Origin of the sequence: Dokdonia pacifica (assembly GCF_900188275.1) — a bacterium.
Taxonomy (GTDB): domain Bacteria; phylum Bacteroidota; class Bacteroidia; order Flavobacteriales; family Flavobacteriaceae; genus Dokdonia; species Dokdonia pacifica.
The window spans coordinates 87,039-110,578 of sequence record NZ_FZNY01000007.1 but is presented as its reverse complement, the minus strand read 5'-3'; the positions used below and the strand labels follow the sequence as shown (position 1 = coordinate 110,578).

21 protein-coding genes are annotated in these 23,540 nt (G+C 32.8%); 17 read left to right on the top strand and 4 right to left on the bottom strand.

The window, feature by feature from the left end; all coding sequences use genetic code 11:
- Window positions 1-270, bottom strand: a complete 270-nt coding sequence (rpsO, locus tag CHB80_RS19065) for a 30S ribosomal protein S15 (protein ID WP_089373111.1) — start codon at window positions 268-270, stop codon at window positions 1-3.
- 174 nt (window positions 271-444) lie between these two features.
- Here rpsO and CHB80_RS19060 point away from each other — a divergent pair, with 174 nt between their 5' ends.
- On the top strand, window positions 445-1,278 hold the full coding sequence (locus tag CHB80_RS19060) for a hypothetical protein (RefSeq protein WP_089373110.1): 834 nt from the start codon (window positions 445-447) through the stop codon (window positions 1,276-1,278).
- A 56-nt stretch (window positions 1,279-1,334) separates the two neighbouring features.
- Here the strand turns inward: CHB80_RS19060 and gldA are convergent, their stop codons facing one another.
- Window positions 1,335-2,231, bottom strand: a complete 897-nt coding sequence (gene gldA / locus CHB80_RS19055; RefSeq protein WP_089373109.1) for a gliding motility-associated ABC transporter ATP-binding subunit GldA — start codon at window positions 2,229-2,231, stop codon at window positions 1,335-1,337.
- A gap of 487 nt (window positions 2,232-2,718) precedes the next feature.
- Between gldA and CHB80_RS19050 the strand changes: the two genes are divergently transcribed.
- The 4 genes from CHB80_RS19050 to CHB80_RS19035 all read left to right on the top strand — a co-directional run bounded on the left by CHB80_RS19050 (window position 2,719) and on the right by CHB80_RS19035 (window position 6,724).
- Window positions 2,719-3,537: a prephenate dehydratase gene (locus CHB80_RS19050; protein ID WP_089373108.1), complete on the top strand. Its 819-nt coding sequence runs from the start codon at window positions 2,719-2,721 to the stop codon at window positions 3,535-3,537.
- Window positions 3,534-4,676, top strand: coding sequence for a pyridoxal phosphate-dependent aminotransferase (locus CHB80_RS19045; RefSeq protein WP_089373107.1), 1,143 nt, complete (start codon window positions 3,534-3,536; stop codon window positions 4,674-4,676). The genes CHB80_RS19050 and CHB80_RS19045 overlap by 4 nt, the downstream gene beginning before the upstream one ends.
- A gap of 82 nt (window positions 4,677-4,758) precedes the next feature.
- Window positions 4,759-5,610 (top strand): prephenate dehydrogenase, encoded by an 852-nt coding sequence (locus CHB80_RS19040; RefSeq protein WP_089373106.1) that lies wholly within the window; start codon window positions 4,759-4,761, stop codon window positions 5,608-5,610.
- Between the two features lie 28 nt (window positions 5,611-5,638).
- On the top strand, window positions 5,639-6,724 hold the full coding sequence (locus tag CHB80_RS19035) for a chorismate mutase (protein ID WP_089373105.1): 1,086 nt from the start codon (window positions 5,639-5,641) through the stop codon (window positions 6,722-6,724).
- Window positions 6,725-6,833: 109 nt separating this feature from the next.
- On the opposite strand, the gene CHB80_RS19030 is transcribed toward CHB80_RS19035, so the two are convergent.
- Window positions 6,834-7,289 (bottom strand): hypothetical protein, encoded by a 456-nt coding sequence (locus tag CHB80_RS19030; protein ID WP_089373104.1) that lies wholly within the window; start codon window positions 7,287-7,289, stop codon window positions 6,834-6,836.
- An 87-nt stretch (window positions 7,290-7,376) separates the two neighbouring features.
- Between CHB80_RS19030 and rsgA the strand changes: the two genes are divergently transcribed.
- The 10 genes from rsgA to rlmN all read left to right on the top strand — a co-directional run bounded on the left by rsgA (window position 7,377) and on the right by rlmN (window position 20,825).
- Window positions 7,377-8,327: a ribosome small subunit-dependent GTPase A gene (rsgA, locus tag CHB80_RS19025; protein ID WP_089373103.1), complete on the top strand. Its 951-nt coding sequence runs from the start codon at window positions 7,377-7,379 to the stop codon at window positions 8,325-8,327.
- 3 nt (window positions 8,328-8,330) lie between these two features.
- Window positions 8,331-8,783, top strand: coding sequence for a D-aminoacyl-tRNA deacylase (gene dtd, locus CHB80_RS19020; RefSeq protein ID WP_089373102.1), 453 nt, complete (start codon window positions 8,331-8,333; stop codon window positions 8,781-8,783).
- Window positions 8,784-8,833: 50 nt separating this feature from the next.
- The gene (locus CHB80_RS19015) at window positions 8,834-10,735 is read left to right on the top strand and encodes a DUF3857 domain-containing protein (RefSeq protein ID WP_089373101.1); all 1,902 of its coding nucleotides are present in this window, start codon (window positions 8,834-8,836) and stop codon (window positions 10,733-10,735) included.
- Between the two features lie 11 nt (window positions 10,736-10,746).
- Window positions 10,747-12,600 carry a DUF3857 domain-containing protein gene (locus tag CHB80_RS19010; protein ID WP_089373100.1) on the top strand — a complete coding sequence of 618 codons (1,854 nt, stop codon included), beginning with the start codon at window positions 10,747-10,749 and terminating at the stop codon, window positions 12,598-12,600.
- A gap of 256 nt (window positions 12,601-12,856) precedes the next feature.
- A complete protein-coding gene (locus CHB80_RS19005) occupies window positions 12,857-14,863 on the top strand; it encodes a DUF3857 domain-containing protein (RefSeq protein ID WP_089373099.1) in 2,007 nt (668 codons plus the stop codon).
- 52 nt (window positions 14,864-14,915) lie between these two features.
- Window positions 14,916-16,922 carry a DUF3857 domain-containing protein gene (locus CHB80_RS19000; protein ID WP_089373098.1) on the top strand — a complete coding sequence of 669 codons (2,007 nt, stop codon included), beginning with the start codon at window positions 14,916-14,918 and terminating at the stop codon, window positions 16,920-16,922.
- 2 nt (window positions 16,923-16,924) lie between these two features.
- On the top strand, window positions 16,925-17,251 hold the full coding sequence (locus CHB80_RS18995; RefSeq protein ID WP_089373097.1) for a nucleotide pyrophosphohydrolase: 327 nt from the start codon (window positions 16,925-16,927) through the stop codon (window positions 17,249-17,251).
- 8 nt (window positions 17,252-17,259) lie between these two features.
- Window positions 17,260-18,513: a 3-phosphoshikimate 1-carboxyvinyltransferase gene (locus CHB80_RS18990; RefSeq protein ID WP_089373096.1), complete on the top strand. Its 1,254-nt coding sequence runs from the start codon at window positions 17,260-17,262 to the stop codon at window positions 18,511-18,513.
- Between the two features lie 121 nt (window positions 18,514-18,634).
- Window positions 18,635-19,684, top strand: a complete 1,050-nt coding sequence (queA, locus tag CHB80_RS18985) for a tRNA preQ1(34) S-adenosylmethionine ribosyltransferase-isomerase QueA (protein WP_089373095.1) — start codon at window positions 18,635-18,637, stop codon at window positions 19,682-19,684.
- A gap of 100 nt (window positions 19,685-19,784) precedes the next feature.
- A complete protein-coding gene (gene rlmN, locus CHB80_RS18980; protein ID WP_089373094.1) occupies window positions 19,785-20,825 on the top strand; it encodes a 23S rRNA (adenine(2503)-C(2))-methyltransferase RlmN in 1,041 nt (346 codons plus the stop codon).
- Window positions 20,826-20,878: 53 nt separating this feature from the next.
- On the opposite strand, the gene CHB80_RS18975 is transcribed toward rlmN, so the two are convergent.
- Window positions 20,879-21,508 carry a hypothetical protein gene (locus CHB80_RS18975; RefSeq protein ID WP_089373093.1) on the bottom strand — a complete coding sequence of 210 codons (630 nt, stop codon included), beginning with the start codon at window positions 21,506-21,508 and terminating at the stop codon, window positions 20,879-20,881.
- Between the two features lie 160 nt (window positions 21,509-21,668).
- Here CHB80_RS18975 and CHB80_RS18970 point away from each other — a divergent pair, with 160 nt between their 5' ends.
- Together CHB80_RS18970 and cysQ are read left to right on the top strand one after the other, a co-directional pair.
- Window positions 21,669-22,646: a polyprenyl synthetase family protein gene (locus CHB80_RS18970; protein ID WP_089373092.1), complete on the top strand. Its 978-nt coding sequence runs from the start codon at window positions 21,669-21,671 to the stop codon at window positions 22,644-22,646.
- A 71-nt stretch (window positions 22,647-22,717) separates the two neighbouring features.
- Window positions 22,718-23,518, top strand: a complete 801-nt coding sequence (gene cysQ / locus CHB80_RS18965) for a 3'(2'),5'-bisphosphate nucleotidase CysQ (RefSeq protein WP_089373091.1) — start codon at window positions 22,718-22,720, stop codon at window positions 23,516-23,518.
- The last annotated feature ends 22 nt before the right edge of the window (window positions 23,519-23,540 follow it).

Below are 23,540 nucleotides of genomic sequence, written 5' to 3'. Positions count from 1 at the left end.
TTATTTTCTAATACCTAATTCTTTAATAATAGCACGGTATCTTAATACATCTTTCTTGATTAAATAATCAAGTAGTGAACGACGCTTACCTACTAGCTTTACTAATGAACGCTCTGTGTTATAATCTTTACGATTATTTTTTAAGTGCTCTGTTAGGTGATTAATACGGTGAGTAAACAATGCAATTTGTCCTTCAGCAGAACCTGTATCGTTTTTTCCTTTACCGTGTTTTTCGAAAATTTCTTCTTTAACTTCTTTTGTTAAATACATTCCAATATTATTTAAATGATTTTTATGTATATGATAGACTGTCTATCAGCGTGCAAAGATACAATATTTAATAACATAAAATGAAGTGTGGTTGAAAAACAAATTTCAGGAAGAAATTAAACGTTTTCTTTTTTTTAAAGTCATAGAATCGTAAACCATAAAATTTAGAATACCATGAGAAAATTTGGAATGATTAAAATGTTGAGTATGGCGGTAATGGTGCTTATTGCTATTGGATGTTCTGACAATGAAGATGAGGTAACGAGTCTAGATGCAGAACCAACAGCAGCCGATTTATTATTATCTGCACAAGTAGATACTACAGAAGATGCTAGCTATGCTATTGTAGAAAATTTATACATTGAGAATGTAGATGAGACTCGCGCTTCTATTGCAAATTCGTTTTTTGCAGATTGTGCTGTTATTACTGTAACTCCTAATGGAGATGGTAGTGGTAGTGTTTTAGTAGATTTTGGTGATGGTTGTGAGCTTACCAATGGTGCTATTGTATCTGGACAAGTAAATTTAGTATATGCTAGTGAGCAAGGCAATTCACGTACCATTACATATACCTATACTAATTTTACCTACAATGGAAATGAAGTGTCTGGGGGTGGTACCGTACAACGCGTTTTTGAGAATGAAAATGGCAATCCAGAATCTGATGTGACTTCTGCCATTACTGTGTATTTTCCTGAGCAGGATGTTACTGCTATTCGTGATGCCAATAGAGTGCGAGAGTGGATTGAAGGGGTAGGATCTGGTACATGGACAGATAATGTCTTTCATGTGACGGGTAATTGGAATACATCAGTAAGTAACGGATTTATGAGAAGTGGAGAGGTGTTAGAAACGTTGCGTAGAGAAGCTAGTTGTCCTCATTTTGTAAGCGGGACTTTAGCAATCACACGTAATAATGTGAGCGGTACACTAAACTATGGGGATGGCGTATGTGATAATATTGCCATCGTTACAATAGGGAATCAAGATTTTACGATTCAGTTATGAATTGATTTTTGATGTAAGCGTTAGAATCCCTTTATGTAATACTATGTAAAGGGGTTTTATTTTGCAGTGAGTTCTAAGAAAAGGCTTTCAAGGCTTGCATTTTTTTGGTTAAGCTGTAAAATTTTAAGTTCATTATCATGTGCAAAATCAAATACGCTAGAGCGCATATCTTCTTTTGTGTTAAAAATAATCTCATAGATAAAATCATGTGTATTCTTTACAGAGGCAACTTTATCTAATCTTTCTAAGGCAACTGTTTCTACTCGGTAATCAAATTCTACAATAACGGTTTGCTGTTGTCCTTCTCGAAGTTCTTGTAGTTTTTTATCGGCTACAATTTTTCCTTTATTGATAATAATGACACGATCACATATAGCTTCTACTTCTTGCATAATATGTGTACTCATTAAAATCGTTTTTTCTTTACCTATAGATTTGATAAGTCCTCGTATCTCTAATAATTGATTTGGATCTAAACCCGTAGTAGGTTCATCCAGAATTAGGACTTCCGGATCGTGTAATAAGGCATTGGCTAGTCCAACACGTTGTCTATATCCTTTTGAAAGTTGTCCTATTTTTTTATGTGCTTCCGGAGTAAGACCTGTAAGTTCTATGACTTCTTGTACGCGTTCTTTTTTGGCTTTATGCACATTTGCATTAAATGTAAGATACTCGCGTACGTACATTTCTAAGTATAACGGATTATGTTCCGGTAAGTATCCTACAGATTTCCGTACACTTTGTGTTTGCGTTAATGTATCATACTCATTTACCGAAGCAGTTCCTTGAGAAGGGGAAAGGTAGGTTGTTAAGATTTTCATCATTGTACTCTTTCCTGCTCCATTAGGTCCTAAAAAACCTACAATCTCTCCTTTAGTGAGCGTAAAAGAAACATCATCCAATGCTTTTTGGGTATGATATGTTTTGGTAATATTTTTTACTGCGATAGACATATGCGAGGTTTTTACAAATCTAACGAATAAGAATAATACATATTTTATATTATTCAAGTAGTTTTTTTGTGAAAATATAAGTTACAAGCGTAAAAATTGAAACTACCGAAAAAAAAGATAAAAAATAATTCACATATGTTGTTTACCTTACTTTTTTTTCTACTTTTACAACATAACAAATTCATAATGTTTACAAACGTTTATTACTGGAATAACTATTTCTTTTTCTTCGGGCAGTTGAAATCGGGACGGTGATTGTAATAAATACACTCAAAAACTCTTAAAGTCCTGATTTATTTATCAGGACTTTTTTTTGTTTTTACGGGTATTCATTTTAAAATATGAATTGTTATTAAAGACATGAAGTAAAATAAGATTTCCACGAAAGTGGAAATAAAATAAAAGACGAATGTGGGATGAGATTCCCGCCTTCGCTCATAAAAAAAAGTCGGATGTGGGATGAGATTCCCGCCTTCGCGGGAATAAAATGAAAATAGCAATTCAAGGGGTAAAAGGTTCTTTCCATCATAAAGTAGCTCAAACATTTTTTGACGCTACCACACCTGTATTGGAATGTATGTCTTTTCCTGTATTGGTTGATCAATTGGTGTCTGGAAATGCTTCGGCTGCTGTCATGGCAATAGAAAACTCTATTGCAGGAGCCATTTTGCCTAATTATGCACTTATAGATAAACATAAACTTACCATCGAAGGAGAGTTTTACTTAGATGTGCAGCATAACCTGATGGCATTATCTGGACAGACAATAGAAGATATTAAAGAAGTATGGTCACATCCTATGGCATTAATACAATGTCGTTCGTTTTTTGAAAAGTATCCATCTATAAAACTCGTAGAAGCCACAGATACTGCTGCTGTAGCACATCAAATTCAAAAAGAACAACTCAAAGGAATTGCTGCTATTGCTAGTGAAACGGCATCTCAGATTTATGAGTTGGATATCATAGCACCTCAAATACAAACGATAAAACATAATGAAACTCGTTTTTTCATTTTAAATACAGAAGAAAAACAAATCAATACAGATTGTAATAAAGCATCTATATGTTTTAGAACAGATCATAAAAGAGGAAGCTTGGCAACCATTCTTAATATCATGAGTGATTGCAAGCTTAATCTCACTAAAATTCAGTCAATGCCAGTGATAGAGATGCCTTGGCAATATGCATTTTTTGTAGATATAACTTTTGATGCCTATAGCGATTATGAAAAAGCAAAAAAGGTCTTATCAATTATGTCTAAAGATTTTAAAGTATTGGGTGAATATAAAAATCAAAAGAGATGATACAACCAGCAAATAGATTACAAGAGACCAAGGAGTATTACTTTTCGCGAAAGCTAAAAGAAGTACGTGCCTTAGAAGCTGCGGGTCATCCTATCATAAATATGGGAATAGGAAGCCCTGATATAGCAGCGCCAGATGCGGTTGTAACTGCTTTGCATACTGCTTTAGAAAACCCTAAAGTGCACCAATATCAGAGCTATACCGGAATTCCAGAACTACGAGAAGCAATGACTGCTTTTTATAAAACACACTATAATGTGTTGGTAGATGCAACTACAGAGGTGTTACCTCTAATGGGATCTAAAGAAGGGATTATGCATATAAGTATGGCCTTTCTGAATGCAGGAGATAAGGTGTTAATTCCTAATCCTGGGTATCCAACGTATAGTGCCGTTACAAAATTGGTAGAAGCGGTCCCTGTATTTTATGATTTGGAAGAAACAAATCATTGGTTACCAGATCTCGATGCTTTACAGAAAAAGGACTTGAGTGAAGTGAAACTCATGTGGGTGAACTATCCGCATATGCCTACAGGGGCCACTGCAAAAGATGGTTTTTTTGAAGAATTGATCGCTTTTGCAAAAGCAAATGAGATCCTTATTATAAATGATAATCCGTACAGTTTTATCCTTAATGAGCATCCAATATCTATTCTTTCTATAGCAGGCGCAAAAGATGTTGCATTAGAACTCAATTCTTTAAGTAAGAGTTTTAATATGGCAGGCTGGCGTGTAGGTATGGTTATGGGAAGTCAAGCACATATAAGTCATATTCTGAAAGTAAAATCAAATATGGATAGTGGGATGTTTTACGGTATTCAGCAAGGCGCTATTGCAGCGTTACAACTTGATGCCTCTTGGTTTGACTCAATGAATACCATATATAGAAAACGTCGTGAGCGTATCTATACACTTGTAGAAAAATTAGGCTGTACGTATGAGAAAAATGGCGTTGGTCTTTTTGTGTGGGCAAAGCTTCCTGATGGGGTAGATGCTGAGGTTTTTATAGATGAGGTATTGCTTGAAAAACATGTATTTATAACACCAGGAACTATTTTTGGAAGTCAAGGAGCTGGCTACATACGTTTTAGTTTATGCGTGACAGAAGATCAAATACAAAAAGCTATAGATCGATTTTAATAACGCTTTCGCGAAATCGAACTTGTGAGATTCACGACCACAGGGAGAGAGTAACGATAAAGCATATAAAGAAGAATAACTTTTGGAAAAAATATACATCATAGGAATAGGACTTATCGGAGGCTCTTTTGCAAAAGACCTTAGAAAATGCTATCCAAAAGCGCAAATTTTTGGAATAGACACAACACCTAGTCATATAACGGAAGCTATACGAATAGGATTGATTGATGAGGAGGCGACTATTTCTACCATAGAAGATGCAGATATGGTAGTGCTTTCTATTCCAGTAGATACTGCTGTAAAAGTACTTCCAGAAGTATTAGATCAAATAACTGATCAAACCCTAGTGATAGATATGGGGTCTACAAAAGCATCTATTTGTGCTTGTGTAACCACACATGAAAAAAGAAGAAATTTCTTGGCTTGTCATCCTATTGCTGGAACCGAGTTTTCTGGTCCAATGGCAGCTATAGAAGGACTTTACCGAGGTAAGACTAATATTATTTGCGAAGTAGAGAAAACAAGTTTTAAACTTCAAGAAAAGGCTTTGCAATTATTTACGTCTATAGGGATGCGTATTCGATATATGGACCCCGTGTCTCATGATAAGCATATTGCATATGTATCACACTTATCGCATATAAGTGCATTTATGTTAGGAAAAACAGTGATCGATAAAGAGAAAAACGAACGAGATATTTTTGATATGGCAGGGAGTGGTTTTGCGTCTACCGTAAGACTTGCAAAAAGTAACCCCGTTACATGGACCTCCATATTTAAACAGAATAAGAAGAACATTTTAGAAACACTAGATGAGTATATTTCTAATCTGACACATTTTAAAAAATTAATGCAAGAAGATAATTTTACGGGAGTGCATAAAGAAATGGAAAATACAAATCATATTAAAGAAATATTAAAAGGAATAGAATAAGCCTGAAGAGGTATAAATTTGTAATACTATGGAGAATAAGAAAGAACTTAGAAATTGGTTGGATGCTTTTGGTTTAGATCATCCACTTGTAATAGCTGGACCATGTAGCGCCGAAACAGAAGAGCAGTTATTAAAAATTGCACATCAACTTAAAGATACGGATGCTACTGTATTAAGAGCGGGTATTTGGAAACCTCGTACACGACCAGGTAATTTTGAAGGGGTAGGTGCCTTGGGATTAAAATGGCTACAAAAAGCAAAACAAGAAACAGGAATGCTTACCACGACAGAAGTGGCAAATGCAAATCATGTAGAACTTGCTTTAGAGCATGATGTAGATATTTTATGGATTGGAGCTCGTACTACAGTGTCTCCTTTTATTGTGCAAGATATAGCAGATGCACTTAAAGGAACTGATAAAACAGTATTGATAAAAAATCCTGTTAATCCAGATTTATCATTATGGTTAGGAGCTGTAGAACGTTTTTATACAGCAGATATTAAAAATTTAGGAGTTATACATAGAGGGTTTTCTACCTATGAGAAAACACGTTATAGAAATAATCCTGAATGGCAAATAGCGATTGATCTTCAAAATCGTTTTCCAGATCTGCCATTGATTTTAGATCCTTCTCATATAGCGGGACGTCGTGATATTATTCATGACCTGAGCCAGACTGCATTAGATCTGAATTACGACGGTTTAATGGTAGAAACACATTATGATCCAGATAATGCATGGAGTGATGCTGCACAGCAAATTACTCCGGATACATTAATCCAAATGATGATTGATCTTAAAATTAGAAAGGTAGAAGGAAGTGAGGTAGAGTATAATAATAAAATTAATACCCTACGTACACAGATAGATGTGGTAGATCATCAGCTTATAGAATCTTTAGGAAAACGTATGAAGATTGCAGACCAAATAGGACATCTTAAGAAAGATAATAATGTAGCGATACTGCAAACAAAACGTTGGAATGAAATTTTAGGAAAAATGATTCTTGAAGGGGAGCAAAATAACCTTAGTGAGGAGTTTATTCTTAGAGTGTTCAAAGCAATACACCAGGAATCTATTAATCATCAACAAAAAATAGCGCATTCAAAATAAGAATATATTCTTTGAGATTGTATCTATAATAAAAGCGTCCAATATGATATATTAAAATCATATTGGACGCTTTACTTTATACTCGTTTAGAAAAAGTTTCTAATCGTTACTATTGTTTTAATCTTTTAAAGATGTATCTAGTAATGAAAATACCTTTTCCATCTCCTTTTCCACCTTCACTTTCTACAGCACTAGCAACAAAAGCAAGATCCCATCCTTGAGCTAACATATCGTTAATCTTTGATTCGATAAGTGCGTCATTAGATGCAATGTTCTGAAAACGAATACCTCCAAGGTTATAAAAGTTTAAAAGTTTTGTTTCATCAAAACCTTTTACTCTAATTTCTGCTCTTTTTGATTTGTTACGGCTATTGTCTTCTTCGGTTTGTGTAGTTGTAAACTCTTTATAGTCTCTAGCGTCATTTGCAGATACAAGGCGGCTACGACCTAATCCATTAGGTACGATAGATTCTATAGAAGTTACAATTTTTACTTCATACTGCTGTGCTTGAATATCTAGTGATAATAATGAAACAAAAGCGAATGCTAGTAAGATTTTTTTCATAATGAATTGTATTTAAATGGTTTTTACAAAAGCAAATTAAATCAATTCGTATGTAAAAAGTAACTATTTTTGCTATAATTAGTAAGTATGACAGGAATTGTATATAAATCTACTGGAAGTTGGTACACCGTAAAGACAGACGATGGGCAATGGTATGAGTGTAGAATTAAAGGTAAATTTCGTATCAAAGGAATAAAGAGTACAAATCCAGTCGCAGTAGGAGATGTTGTAGACTTTGACCTTGATACAAAAAGTGATGTCGCGACAGGTGTTATTACTCATATTCAAGAAAGAGAAAATTATATAATCCGTAAATCGGTAAACTTATCTAAGCAAACACATATCATTGCATCAAATATAGATCAAGTTTTTTTACTCGTTACATTAAACAATCCACCTACGTTTACCGCTTTTATTGATAGATTTCTAATTACTGCAGAGGCATATGGAATACATGCCATATTACTTTTTAATAAGATAGATACGTATACAGAAGATGAGCTGCTTGAAATTAAATTCCTAGCAGCAATGTATCGAGAGATAGGGTATGAGTGCATGGGTATTTCTGCTTTGAAAGAAACCAATATTGATGCCGTTAAAAAACAAATGGAAGGCAAGGTAAATATGTTTACAGGGCATAGCGGTGTAGGTAAATCTACCCTTGTTAATGCTATAGAGCCTGACCTTAACCTTAAAACCAAAGCAATTAGTGAGCAACATATGCAAGGTCAGCATACAACTACCTTTGCAGAGATGTATGATCTTAATTTTGATGCAAAAATAATTGATACTCCAGGAATTAAAGGATTTGGGATTGTTGATATGGAACGAGAAGAAATTGGAAACTATTTTCCAGAATTTTTTGCATTAAAAAGCGAGTGTAAGTTTAATAATTGTCTACACTTGGAAGAGCCTAAATGTGCTATAAAAGATGCATTAGATAATGATGAATTGCATTGGTCTCGTTACAAAAGTTATGTGCAAATTATGGAAGGAGATGAAGAGCAATACCGAAAAGATCAATATGCATCTCATTAAGTTATGAAAATAATTATACAACGTGTTTCTGAAGCGTCTGTGACTATTAATGATCAGGTAAAATCGAGTATAGAGAAGGGTTTTTTGATTTTACTAGGAATCACTCATGAAGACACACAAGAAGATATAGAGTGGCTAACTAATAAAATTATAGGATTACGAATTTTTAGTGATGCTAATGGGGCTATGAATCTTTCTGTAAAAGATATTGATGGAGACCTTTTAGTGATTAGTCAGTTTACATTACATGCTAGTACAAAAAAAGGAAATCGCCCCTCATTTTTAGAGGCTGCTCGACCAGAAGTAGCGATTCCTTTGTATGAAAATTTTATAAGTACGCTTTCGCGAAAGCATACTAAAGAAGTATACACAGGAGAGTTTGGAGCCGATATGAAAGTAAGGTTACTAAACGATGGACCTGTTACGATTACCATAGACTCAAAAAACAAACAATAAATTTTTGCTATCTCTGTAAGTAGCTTTATATTAACCCCAAAAAAGGGGAAATGCGTTTATTAATCTTATGTTGCATACTACTGCAATCTACACTTCTTATTGCTCAAAATTCATTTAACTTTTCAAGTAATACGATACCTGAAGACCTTAAAAAGGATGCAAATAGTATTATTATAGATGAAAGAATATCTGTAAACATTCCTGCTATTGATAAGCAAATAGTGAATACTTATCAAGTAATCACAGTTCTTAATAAAAATGGGAATAGAGCTGTAAATGCCTATGAGTATTATGATGACAATATGAAGATTAAAGATATTGGAATTACTGTTTATGATAAAAATGGCGAAAAAATAAAAGAGGTTAAGAAAAGAGATTTTAATGATGTAAGCGCCGTAGAAGGCGGGACACTTTATTCTGAGTCTAGAATCATGTTTGCAGATTATACTCCAGATGAATATCCATATACAATTGTTTTTGAATCTGAAGTAGAATCAAAAACTACTGCTTTTATAAGCCCATTTTATGCTGCTCAAGATTACTATACAAGTACATTAAAAAGTCTATACACCATAGAAGTATTACCGGAATTAGAGCTTAAGTATAAAGTATATAATGATGATGATAGTGTGTTGAAGATTAATGAATTGACAGGTAAAATTGTTGTGGAAGCAACAAATGTGAAAGCTGTTGTTCCTGAAAATCAAGGGCTCACTATTTCTGGCATTGTGCCAAAAATTCAGTTTGGATTAAATCATTTTGAACTTAAAGGTGTGCAAGGCATTGGTGATGATTGGAATAGTTTTGGTAAATGGATGAATGAGAGCCTACTAAGTGAAACAAAAGAAGTTTCTGAAGCTACACGAAAAGAAATTTTAGCATTGACAAAAGACGCTCCTACTGCTATTGATAAGGCTAAGATTGTCTACGAGTATATGCAAAATAGAACACGATATATTAGTGTTCAAATAGGAATTGGGGGATGGAAACCAATGCTCGCAAATGATGTAGATCAGTTAGGATACGGAGATTGTAAGGCACTTACTAATTATACAAAGGCATTGATGGATGTTGCAGAAATTCCTTCTTACTATACGGTGATTAATTCAAGTTCTGAAAAAGAAGATATTACACCAGATTTTACATCTATTCAGGGAAATCATGTGATTCTAGCGGTTCCTAATGATGAAGAAATGGTTTGGTTGGAATGTACAAGTCAGCAAACCCCCTTTGGTTATATTGGCGCATCTACAGATGATAGGAATGCATTAGTGATTACTCCAGAAGGAGGAAAAATCATGAAAACAAAAAAATATGATCTTGAGGAAAATAAACTTCTTACTACAGGTGTAGTTACTGTAAATGAAGCTGGAGCTATAGAAGGAGATGTACATCTAGAATCTACAGGGATATTATATGGAAGTCATTTTGGACTTGAGTTTTTAGATGCAAAAGATAAAAATGAATACTATAAAGAATACTGGGACTATATCAATAATCTAAAACTGATAGATATTCAACTAGATAATAATAAAGATGAGGTTGTCTTTAAAGAAGACGTTACGTTTAGTGCAGATTCTTATGCTACATATGTAGGTGAAGAAATGATTTTACCTGCAAATTTTGTAACACGATCGAACTATATCCCTACACGTTATAAAGATAGAAAACAGCCTTTGGTGATATCCAGAAGCTATAACTATGAAGATGAGGTTACGATAAAATTACCAGAAGGTATGAATGTAAAGTTTGTACCAGAGCCCATTCAGGTAGTATCAGATTTTGGAGAATATACGATGTCTATTGTTAAGGAAGAAAATGGAGACTTGACGTATAAACGATATTTGAAAGTCCAAGAAGGTATGTACCCTAAAGACCAATATAAGGCATATAGATCCTTTAGAAGAAAAATAGCTAAAGGAGATAATCAAAAAATTATACTAACCAAATAACCATCATACTAATGTTAAAGAATTTTATTATTTACTTATTTCTTATTACGGGTTTAACTGTTCATGCTCAGCTCTATAAATTTGGAGAAGTAAAAATGGATGAGATAAGTGCTGAAAAGGATTTTAAATTTCCAGAAGCAGATGCTGTTATTCTGTATAGATCTGTAGAAGTTCAGGTTGGGGAATATGTGATTGTTAAAGAACGTTATAAAATCCTTACTGAAAATGGATATGATTATGCCACAGTTTCTATTCCATACCCTAATGTCCAGAAAGTAGAAGGAGCTACTTACAATATTGTAGATGGCAAGATTGAAAAAACAGAGCTAAACAGAAAGCTTGTGTTTGAAGATGAGGTGGTAAAAGGAGTTAAGATTAGAAAGTTTACCTTCCCTAAGGTAAGTGTAGGAAGTGTTCTGGAATTCAAATATAAAGCAACACGATCTACGGTTTCTGATATTGATATGCAATATAATATTCCAATAAAAAGGCTTAATCTAATCATACGAAATAATACAGAAACAAATTATAAAATCCTTCAAAACCCAAGATCTTTTTTGCTGGTTTCTAGAAAGCAAAGTGGTAAAACAACCACAATTACAGCATCAGATGTTGCACCTCTTGAGGAAGAAAACTATGTGTATGATATGGACCTTTTTAGGTCTAAAATTCAATTTAAGTTTACAGGTTTTCAGGATTTTTTAAAACTAAGTTCGTTTGAAGATATTGGAAAGTTTTTGTTGGAATTAGATGATTTTCAGAGAACGTTTAAAGCTATAAAATCGTATGATGATGATGTGGAAGCTTTATTGGGGGGTGAAAAAGATCAAGAAAAACAAGCAAAACTTATTTATAATTATCTCAAGAAAGAAATAAAATGGAATGGGCGATATGGGTTTATTTCAGATAATAATAGTTCTAGAGATACTTTCAAGAAAAAAGAGGGAGATAATGGAGATGTAAACGGGTTGTTTATCTCTATGCTTAGAAGTATAGGTATTGAGGCAGACCCAGTTCTTGCATCTACAAAAGCAAATGGGATTCCTATGACCCCTAGTGTAGAAGCTTTTAATTATGTGCTAGCTACTGCTGTTATCAATGGAGAAAGAAAAGTTTTTGATCTTGCGCAAGATGATTCAAGTTATCGTATGATTGCAGAAAAACTGTTAAACTGGCAAGGATATGTTTTGAAAGATAAAGACAACCTTTTTTGGATAGATTTGACAAAAACAGCTTTTTCATCTAAAGACACTATGATCAATGTTACTATAGATGAAGACCTTGTTGTAAGTGGAGATGCAAGAGAAAAATCTACAGGTCATTACTCTATGGATATACAATCTTATGTAGAAGATTTAAGTGAAAAGAATATTAAAAATATCGTTCCTTATGAAACTTCAAATTGTATGATAGATGAAGTTGCTATAGATAGTAATGATGATGTGAATAATGTCACTACAGTATCTTTTGATTTTGAAATGGAAAATGTAGTAGATGAAATAGGAGATAAATTATATGTTTCTCCTATGTTTTTTATGGGATTGGAAGAAAACCCTTTTCTCAAAGAAGAACGTAAGTACCCTATTGATTTTGGATTTCCAAAAAGAAAAAGAGGAATTATTAAAATAATAGTCCCTGAAGGGTATCAAGTTGAAAGTATACCGCAATCATTAAGTATAAGACTACCAGATAATTTAGGTTCATTTTCTTTAAACCTTTCTCAAAATGCTAATTTTATTCAAATAGCATCTAAATATGAAATTAATACGAGTGTATTTCCATTTGATAGATATTTAGATTTAAAAGCTTTCTTTAAAGCTAGAATAGAAAAAGAAGCAGAAAAAATTGTTTTTGTAAAATCATAGGTTACATATGTCAAATGTTATAAAGTATTTGCTTCAACTAAGTATATGCAGTGTAATCTTTTTTCATAACAAATATAATTTGCGTGTGTTATGCAGGTATTAAAATGATGAAATAAGGAGTCGCAAATAGCTCTTGAATGTATTAACTGTTGGTATCTGTTGTATATATAAAACTTCATTAATCAATGTCACTGTTTGATTAAAAGAAATTTTTGAAGAACCTTTAGAAATTTAAAAAACTAGTTCTTGTCAAATTATGAATATAAAATATAAATTATTAACTCTATTAATGTTGTTTGTCATTGTAGCAAATGCGCAGGATTTTAAAGTTGGTAAAATAAAAAAAGAACATTTTGATATTTCTTTAAACGGAGAACAGGAAGCAGCTCCAGCTGTATTCTTGTATAAAGAGAGAAGAACACATTTTGAATACAAAGATGATCTAGATGGTTGGCTTGTAAATACAATGATTCATCACGTTATTCTGATCAATTCTGCTGATGGATACAAATATGCGACGCATAAAATACCAATATTTAAAAAAGGCAGGAATATAGATGAATTGAAAAAAGTAGAAGGATATTCCTATAACCTAGAAGATGGAAAGATAGATAAAAAGAAAATAGAGAAAGAAAATATATTATCCAATAACGTTTATGAACATCTTGATGAAGTGTCTTTAGTGCTTCCTTCAGTACGTAAAGGAACTATTATAGAATATCAATATACTATTGAATCTACTTTTTTAAGAATACAAGATGTAATCATCCAAGAAGATATTCCTGTTAAAAGTATGATCGCCAAAATTGAGATTCCTCAGTTTTTTGAATACAATACTTTTGTAAAAGGATTTCTAGATGTAACACCCAAAAAATCTATAGAACAGCGTAATGAGAATTTTAGTAGAGAACAGAAAAATTCTTTTGGAGGTCGTACACAACGTACTTTAACAACAAATTTCAAGTATAATGAAATAGTGACAGAATATACTTTTAAAGACCTGTCGGTTATGAGAGAAGAAAACTATGTCAATAATCTTGAAAATTATAGAGCATCTGTTATTTATGAGTTAGTGTCATTAAAATATAATAGGGAAGTAAAAGAAACTGTATCCAAAACATGGGATGATGTATTGAAAAGGTGGTATGAAAATTATTACCCTGAAGGTAAAATGCCTAATACTTCTTTTTTAAATGAATATGCACAGCAAATTAAGAACACAGGTTCGATACGTGAGCGAATAGAAGCGGCTTATTCATATATACAAAACCATATGAATTGGGATGGGAATAAAAACTTTTATAAAGAAAGTAATCTTAAAAAAGCATTTAAGGATAAAGTGGGGAATTCTTATGAAATTAATTTTATGCTGGTTGCATTACTTAAGAAAATAGGCTTGAATGCAAGTCCTGTACTAGCGAGCACAAAAAATCATGGGGTGCCTATATATCCTACTTTAGAAGGACTCGATTATGTGATTGGTGTTGTAGAATATGAAGGGGGTTATATCTTGTTGGATGCAACAGATAAATACCTCGTTCCGGGCTTGATTCCAGAACGAGTTATGAATTGGGAAGGAAGATTATTAGCAGATAACGGAACATCTAAACCCATTAATTTATTTTCTACAAAATATGCTAAAAAACAATCTTTTATTATTGCAAATATTACTAGTGATGGATACATTAAAGGTAATTGTAGGCAGTCATTTTCTAGAAATTATGGCTCAGAAATAAGAAATGATTTGTCAGAAATAAATGAAGTTCAAAAGCAAGGAATAGTAAAGAATCGGCTAAGCTTAGAAACAATCAATAATTTTAAATTTAAGTTAGATGATAAGTCAAAACCAGCTATCATATCATTTGCATTTGCGTTAGATAATAAATCTGAGTTTATAGGAGAAAAACTATTTATTTCTCCAATACTATTTCTTGGAAATTATGAAAACCCTTTTAAAAGTGAAGAACGATTTTATCCAATAGATTTTAAATATCCTCAGTGGATTGGAAATAATATTACACTTAACATACCCGAAGGATATGAAGTAGAATATATCCCAGAGCCTTTAGAAGTTCAATTACCGCAAGGAGTAGGCTCATATAAATTAACTTTTGTTCAAAACAATAAAAATAGCATACAACTTACAAGCGTACTCAAATTGAGTAAAACACTTGTTGAATCTTCATTTTATAATGAAATGAAAGACTTTTATTCAGAAATTGTAGCCAAAGAAAAAGAAAAAATAGTTTTAGTGAAAACGTAAGTTTTTTAAGTATACGCTTTCGCGAAAGCAAATAAAAATATAAAAACAGAAAATGAGATACACGGTTCTTCTTTTATTAATATTCTCTTTTGTTACCTCTTTAAATGCCCAGGAATTTAAATTAGGGAAGATTAGTAAAGAACATTTTGATATTCCCTTAAGTAAGGAAGAAAAGGCAGCGCCTGCTGTTTTTTTAAATAAGTATAGAAGAACGAATTTTGAATATCGTGATGATCTTGATGGTTGGCTTTTGTATACAACAGTGCATGAGGTAATAAAGATCAACAGTATCTCAGGGTTTTCTTATGGCACAAAAAAGATACAATTGTTTAATGAAGGGAGAGAGTCAGAGGCTGTAAAAAAGGTAGAAGCTTACACGTACAATATAGAAGGTGGTGAAGTAGTTAAAATCAAAACTCCCAAGGAACGTATTATAAAAAATAGGATTAATGAAAATTTAGATGAAGTTACTATAACAATGCCTGAAGTTAAACAAGGAACTATTATTGAATATAAATACACTGTAGAGTCTTCCTATTATGAGATAGATGATGTTATTTTTCAAGAAGATATTCCTGTTAAAAATGCATTTGCTATCATAGAATCCCCTCAATTTTTTGATTATAATAAGTTTATTAAAGGGTATAGAGATATTATCTCTAATGATTATGTAAAGCTTCGTCAAGAAAATGCCAGTTTTGAACTCAGAAACCCTTTTGGTGGAAGAACTAGTAAGACACTCACAAATAGAATAAAATATAACGATATTGTTTCAGAGTATCATCTTCAAGATATTCCAGCCTTAAAAGAAGAGCCCTTTGTAAATAACATGGAAAATTATAGGATATCTGTTGTTTATGAATTGGCAACGGTAGAATTTAAAAAAGGGATTAAAGAAAAAAGAGCTAAAAGTTGGGATGAGGTAGCAGAATATCTAAATAATCCAGCACGTGTTGCCGGACAAATTGATAGAGCTAGTTTTTTAGAAGGTGTAAGTGATACTTTAAAACGAAAGTCTGTAGCAACCTTAGATAGAATGAATTTTGCCTATAACTATATACAAGATAGAATGACTTGGGATAGAGGAATAAATAAGTATAGGTCACAAGATTTAAAGAAAGCTTATTATCAAAAAAAGGGCACAGCCTATGAAATTAATACATTATTAGTATCTCTATTAAAAAGAATGGGGCTAAAAGCAGCGCCAGTTATGGCAAGTACTAAAGATAATGGGATTCCTATATTTCCAACGGTAGATGGTTTTGATTATGCTATAGCGGCAGTTTATTATGATAATAAGTGGATCCTAATGGATGCTTCTGGTAAAAATTTATATCCAGGTTTATTACCAGAACGTGTAATGAATTGGGAAGGTAGACTTTTAAAGGAAAACGGAGAATCTTTGTCTATTCCATTGTTTTCAAGTGAACATTCTGATAATAAATCTTCTATTATAGTTTCTATAAATAAAAAGGGAGAAATTTCAGGCAAATGCCGTCAGAAATATTCAAATAATGAAGGGCTATCTATTAGAAATATACTTAAAGGGGAAGATCAAGATTATCAAGAAGATGTTCTGAAAGAAATCATAAATGAAAATAATGTGTATGATGTTGTTTTTGAACTTGAAAACTCATCAAAACCAACGATGATTTCTTATGGTTTTAAAACATCTAATTATACAGAGATTGTAGATGATAAAATGTACCTTTCTCCGCATTTATTTTTAGAAAAACCTGAAAACCCATTTAAAGCTTCAAATAGAGAACTTCCTATAGATTTTATATATCCTAGAATTGTTGAAAATACAATTACCTTTAAATTACCCAAAGAATATACGGTAGATAGTATGCCCGAATCTATAGAACTAAAGCTTTCAGGTGGATTAGGGTCCTATAAAATAGCTTTTAAACAAGTAAATGATCAAAGCATACAAGTTCTGAGTTCTTTTAAAAGCAATAGTACCTTAGTGAAAGCAGATGCTTATAATGAAATCAAAAATTTCTACGCACAAATTGTGGCTAAAGAAAAAGAAAAAGTAGTTTTGAAAAAAAAATAACCATGAATATTTCAAATGCACAACAAGCCGTAGACGATTGGATTAAAAACCATGGTGTTCGTTATTTTAACGAACTTACAAATATGGCACAACTTACAGAGGAAGTAGGAGAGGTAGCGCGTATTATAGCTAGGCGTTATGGAGAGCAAAGTGAGAAAGAAAGTGATAAAAATAAAGACCTTGGCGAAGAGTTGGCAGATGTTATGTTTGTAGTGTTATGCCTAGCAAATCAAACAGGGGTAAACTTACAAGAGGCTTTTGATAAAAAGTTAGATATCAAGACAAAGCGTGATCATGATAGACATCATAATAATGAGAAGCTTAAATAGAATACCATATGCTTCTTAACATACAAAATACACATACACACCTTACGGGTGCTATTAAAATAACAGGTTCTAAAAGCGAGACCAATCGATTGTTGTTATTACAAGCCCTTTTTAAAGGAATTGCCATAGAAAACCTATCTAATAGTGATGATGGGATGCTAATGCAAAAAGCGTTGCTAAGTGATGCTGAAACTATAGACATTCACCATGCTGGAACAGCTATGAGATTTCTTACTGCTTATTTTGCAATCCAAAAAGGCCGTAAAACAATCTTAACAGGAAGTAAGCGTATGCAAGAACGCCCTATTGGGATACTTGTAGATGCATTACGATCATTAGGTGCTCAAATAGAATATCAAAAAGAGGAAGGATATCCGCCTTTATGTATTCAAGGGACTTCTTTAACCAAAAATGAAGTGACCCTAAAAGCAAATGTAAGTAGTCAATATATCTCAGCATTAATGCTTATAGGAGCAACACTTCCAGAGGGACTCATCATAACCCTAGAAGGGAAAATTACATCTGTTCCTTATATAAATATGACATTGCAACTCTTGCATCAATTAGATATAATAGCAAGTTTTGAAGGACAATCTATAAAAATTCAACCTGCAGCATTAGGTGAATTGTCGAAAACAATTACAGTAGAATCAGATTGGAGTAGTGCCTCTTATTATTATAGCCTAGTTGCTTTAATGCATAAGCATAAGGATAGTCATCCTACAGAGATCACCATTTCTAGTTATAAAAAAGATAGTTTACAAGGTGATGCAGTACTCGCAAAAATTTATACAGAATTGGGTGTGACCTCTCATTTTGAAAATCATGCATTAACTCTGCGATTAGATGCTCATAAGGAACTTCCAGAAACACTAACATTGGATTTAAGTAATAGTCCAGATATTGCACAAACTATAGCAGTGAGCTGTTTTGGATTGGGAATTGCATGTGATTTATCAGGATTGCATACACTTAAAATAAAAGAAACCGACCGATTAGAAGCACTCAAAGCAGAAATCACAAAACTAGGCGGTGATATTGAAGTTACAGATAAAACCTTGCATCTAAAGACAAGAATAACCCCTATAAAGGAAAATTGTACTATAGCAACATACCATGATCATAGAATGGCTATGGCATTTGCACCTCTTGGATTGTTTGTTCCTATTTGTATAGAAGATGCCGGTGTTGTATCAAAATCATACCCTGATTTTTGGGAAGATTTGAAAACTTTAGGGTTTAAACAAGAGATAATTCATTAATTACTTGACAACCCCTATCCCGAGATTGTATATTTGCCATCTTGCAAAAACGATTGTGTTGTTATATACGCTTTCGCGAAAGCAAATAAATACCATACATAACTAAAAACTTTGCCAACGGATGAAATTATCACATTTCAACTTTAACTTACCAGAAGAGCTTCTTGCAGAACGCCCAGCAGAAAATCGCGATGAATCAAAATTAATGGTTCTTAATAGAAAAGATCAGACCATAGAACATAAGACGTTCAAGGATTTGATTGACTATTTTGATCCAGAAGATGTGATGGTTCTTAATAATACAAAAGTATTTCCTGCACGTTTATATGGAAACAAAGAAAAAACGGGAGCGCGTATCGAAGTTTTTTTACTTAGAGAATTAAATTCAGAAACACGTCTTTGGGATGTTTTAGTGGATCCTGCTCGTAAGATTAGAATTGGAAATAAATTATACTTTGGAGATGATGAGAGTCTTGTGGCAGAAGTAATTGATAATACTACTTCTAGAGGACGTACCTTACGTTTCTTATATGATGGTTCATACGAAGAGTTTAGAAGAAAGCTTACAGATTTAGGAGAGACACCACTACCTAAGTACATTAAAAGAGAGGTAGAGCCAGAAGATCAAGAGCGTTACCAAACCATATATGCAAAAGAAGAAGGGGCTGTAGCAGCGCCTACGGCTGGATTACATTTTTCAAGACACTTACTAAAACGTCTTGAAATAAAGGGCGTTAATTTTGCTGAGGTTACATTACATGTAGGATTAGGAACATTTAGTCCCGTAGAAGTAGAAGATTTGTCTAAGCATAAAATGGATAGCGAAGAAGCGTATATCCGTAAGCCAGCCACAGATACTATTAATAGAGCTATTACAGAAAAACGTAGAATATGCGCAGTAGGTACAACTGTGATGAGAGCACTTGAAAGTGCAGTGTCTAGTGCAAATACATTAAACGAATTTGAAGGGTGGACAAATAAGTTTATTTTTCCTCCATATGACTTTAGTATTGCAAACTGTATGATTACAAATTTCCATACTCCAAAATCTACATTATTAATGATGGTTTCTGCATTTGCAGGACATGATTTAATGAAGAAAGCTTATGATGAAGCTATAAAAGAAGGGTATCAATTTTATTCATATGGTGATGCCATGCTTATTATCTAATTTCCGCGGAAGTGGAAATCTAATACACAAAAAACTCAAGCATATTTGCTTGAGTTTTTTTATACACTTTAATTCCTTGCGAAAAGCCTAAATTTGCAACGTGACTACACAGAAAAAAGACATACGTAAATTATCTAAAGAACAACTGAGAGATTTTTTTGTTTCTGAAGGAGATAAAGCCTTTCGCGGAAATCAAGTATATGAATGGTTATGGCAGAAAGGCGCTCATAGCTTTGATGATATGACCAATATCTCAAAAGCTACACGAGAGTTGTTAGATACCTATTTTGTGATCAATCATATTAAGGTAGATCAAATGCAACGTAGTAATGACGGGACTATTAAAAATGCAGTGCAGTTACACGACGGACTTGTAGTAGAATCGGTATTAATTCCAACCAATACTAGAACTACAGCATGTGTATCTTCACAAGTAGGGTGTAGTTTAAATTGTAAATTTTGTGCTACCGCTCGTCTTAAACGTATGCGTAATTTGAATCCTGATGAAATTGTAGATCAAGTAATGATCATAGATCGTCAGAGTAAATTGTATCATGATAGGCCTTTGTCTAATATTGTGTTTATGGGTATGGGAGAACCTCTTATGAATTATAATAATGTATTAAAGGCTATAGATAAAATTACATCCCCTGAAGGATTAGGAATGTCCCCAAAGCGTATTACAGTATCTACTTCTGGCGTTCCTAAGATTATTAAGAAAATGGCAGATGAGAATGTAAAGTTTAATCTAGCTGTTTCTCTTCATTCAGCGCTTGATGATGTGCGTACTGAAATTATGCCTTTTAATGAGCAAATGCCATTACAAGAGTTAAAAGAAGCTTTACAATATTGGTATGCAAAAACAAAAAAACGCATTACTTATGAATATGTAGTTTGGGATGGAATTAATGACCGTAAAGTAGATATTCAAGCATTATTATCTTTCTGTAAAGCAGTACCTAGTAAGGTAAATCTTATAGAATATAATCCTATAGATGATGGACAATTTCAGCAAGCATCACCAGAAGCAATAGATAACTATGTGAATACACTAGAAGCAAATGGAGTCACTGTAACGGTAAGACGTTCTAGAGGAAAAGATATTGATGCTGCTTGTGGACAACTGGCAAATAAAAAATGAAGCTTTAAAATACATAAAGCTTCATTTTTTATGGTAGTAATATTAATTATTTTTTAAATATTTTCATATAATTTTATTGTGTATTGTATTACTGTTATATCCCAAAAATCCCAATGTAGAGTATCTACTACTATATATTCAGAAGATTCTGTATCTAATTCAAGGAGCTCACACATAAATTGGTGGTACATATGATTAGCTTCATCTATAGATATTTCTCCATTAGTAGTATCAACATTGAATTGGGATTCTAAATCAATTATCCCTACATATGTTCCTATTAATACTCCATTAGTAGGGCATTGTACTCCTTTTTGATTACATAAAATATTATTAGTATGTTTACTAAACTCTCTTTCAAGTTGAATTTTTAATTGAGAAGGATAACATTCACGACGTGGGGTGCTATTGCCTAAAACATCTTCACAGATTGTTACACCGGAAAAGACCCCGCTAACATCATGAGCAAAAAATTGATCTGGATAATTTGGATGATTAAATGGATTGTCTATAAATAATGGAATGTCATTACTTTCACATAAAGGAAAAAATTCAAATTCGTCATTGTTTAATAATTGTAATTTTGCAATATTATCTCCATTTAAACTTTCTTCATTTAATTCATCTTTTTGACAGGAGATAATCAAGATAATAACCGATAATAGTAATGTAATTTTTTTCATTTTTCATTTTTTTTATTACAATACAATGTACATAAATATTTATTTAAAAAATCAAGTTTTATGTTTTTTGTAAAAAAGTAAACTTAATATTGATTAAGAGTTGAGTTTTAGTACTTCGTTTTTATGTTATAATGCATTAAGACGTTATCTTTGATTCTCTATGAAAGTTGTTGCGCAAATCAAAGAACCTATATCCTATGAGATGGAACTTTTTGAAGAAAAGTTTGCACTCTCTATGCGTTCAAAAGTAGCGCTCTTAAACCGTATTACACATTATATTGTAAACAGAAAGGGAAAGCAAATGCGCCCTATGTTTGTATTTCTTGTCGCTAAAATGATGGGCAATGGACAAGTAAATGACCGTACCTATAGAGGTGCTTCTGTGATTGAGCTTATTCATACGGCCAGTCTTGTGCATGATGATGTGGTAGACGATAGTAATAGACGACGAGGTTTTTTCTCTCTCAATGCATTATGGAAAAATAAAATTGCTGTATTAGTAGGAGATTTTCTGTTTTCTAAAGGTTTATTGCTTTCTATAGATAATGGTGATTTTGATTTATTACAAATCATATCTGTCGCTGTACGAGAGATTAGTGAAGGGGAGTTACTTCAAATTGAAAAAGCGAGAAAGCTCGATATTACAGAAGAAATTTATTACGAAATTATTCGCCAAAAGACAGCAACACTTATTGCAGCGTGTTGTGCTCTAGGTGCCTGCGCTGTTCATGCTTCCAAAGAAGAAGTAGAAAAACTCAGACACTTTGGAGAACTTATTGGAATGGCATTTCAGATCAAAGATGATCTTTTTGATTACGGAGATGATAAAATAGGAAAACCTACAGGTATCGATATAAAAGAGCAAAAGATGACCTTACCACTCATTTACGTTTTGAACAAAGTATCTGTCAAGGAGAAAAACTGGCTCATCAATAGTATTAAAAATCACAATACCAATAAGAAACGGGTAAAAGAAGTAATTGCCTTTGTGAAAAATGAAGGAGGATTGGAGTATGCAATTACTCAGATGAAAAAAATTCAGCAAGAAGCGCTGGAAATTCTACATAGTTATCCTCAGTCTGAGTATCGTGATTCTTTGGAACTTATGGTAAACTACGTAATTAACAGGAAAAAGTAAGAATAGAATACTGGGCTTGTTAATTACGCTTTCGCGAAAGCGTATATCTAAATAATAGAATCTACTAACTAATGATAACATCATATTTACATACCGCAATAAAAGCCGCAATAGATGGAGGGAAAGCTATTATGGAAATATATGCAACAGATTTTGATGTTATTGTTAAAGATGATCAATCTCCATTAACCATAGCAGATCAGAATGCAAATGCTATTATTAATGACTATTTAGAAACAACACATATTCCTATTATAAGCGAAGAAAATAAGCAATTAAACTATGCTCAAAGAAAAGATTGGAGTAGTTGTTGGATTGTAGATCCACTAGATGGGACGAAAGAGTTTATAAAACGAAATGGTGAGTTTACAGTAAATATAGCGTTGGTACATGAAGGAGCTCCTTTCTTAGGTGTTATTTATATCCCTGTATCTAAAACCTTGTACTTTACATCAGAAGATGCGACAAGTTCCTATAAGTATATAGTCGATACTGAAAAAGAAATTTCTATAGAAGAAATTATAACCAATGCAGTTGCAATCTCTCCTTCTAAACAAGATAATCCAATTAAAATAATGGGTAGTCGTTCTCATCTTAATGAAGCTACAAAACAGTTTATTTCAGAAATTGAAAATAAACACAAAGTAGCGATTGTATCTAGAGGGAGTTCTTTAAAATTTTGTGTAATAGCAGAAGGGGAAGCACATATGTATCCTCGTTTTGCACCTACTATGGAATGGGATACTGCGGCTGGACATGCTATTTGTAAAGCAGTAGGAGTAGAGGTGATTAATCAAGAAACACAACAACCATTACAGTACAATAAAGAGAATTTATTAAACCCATACTTTATGGTGAATTCTCTAAAGTGATATCGAGAAGGATTTTTTGGAA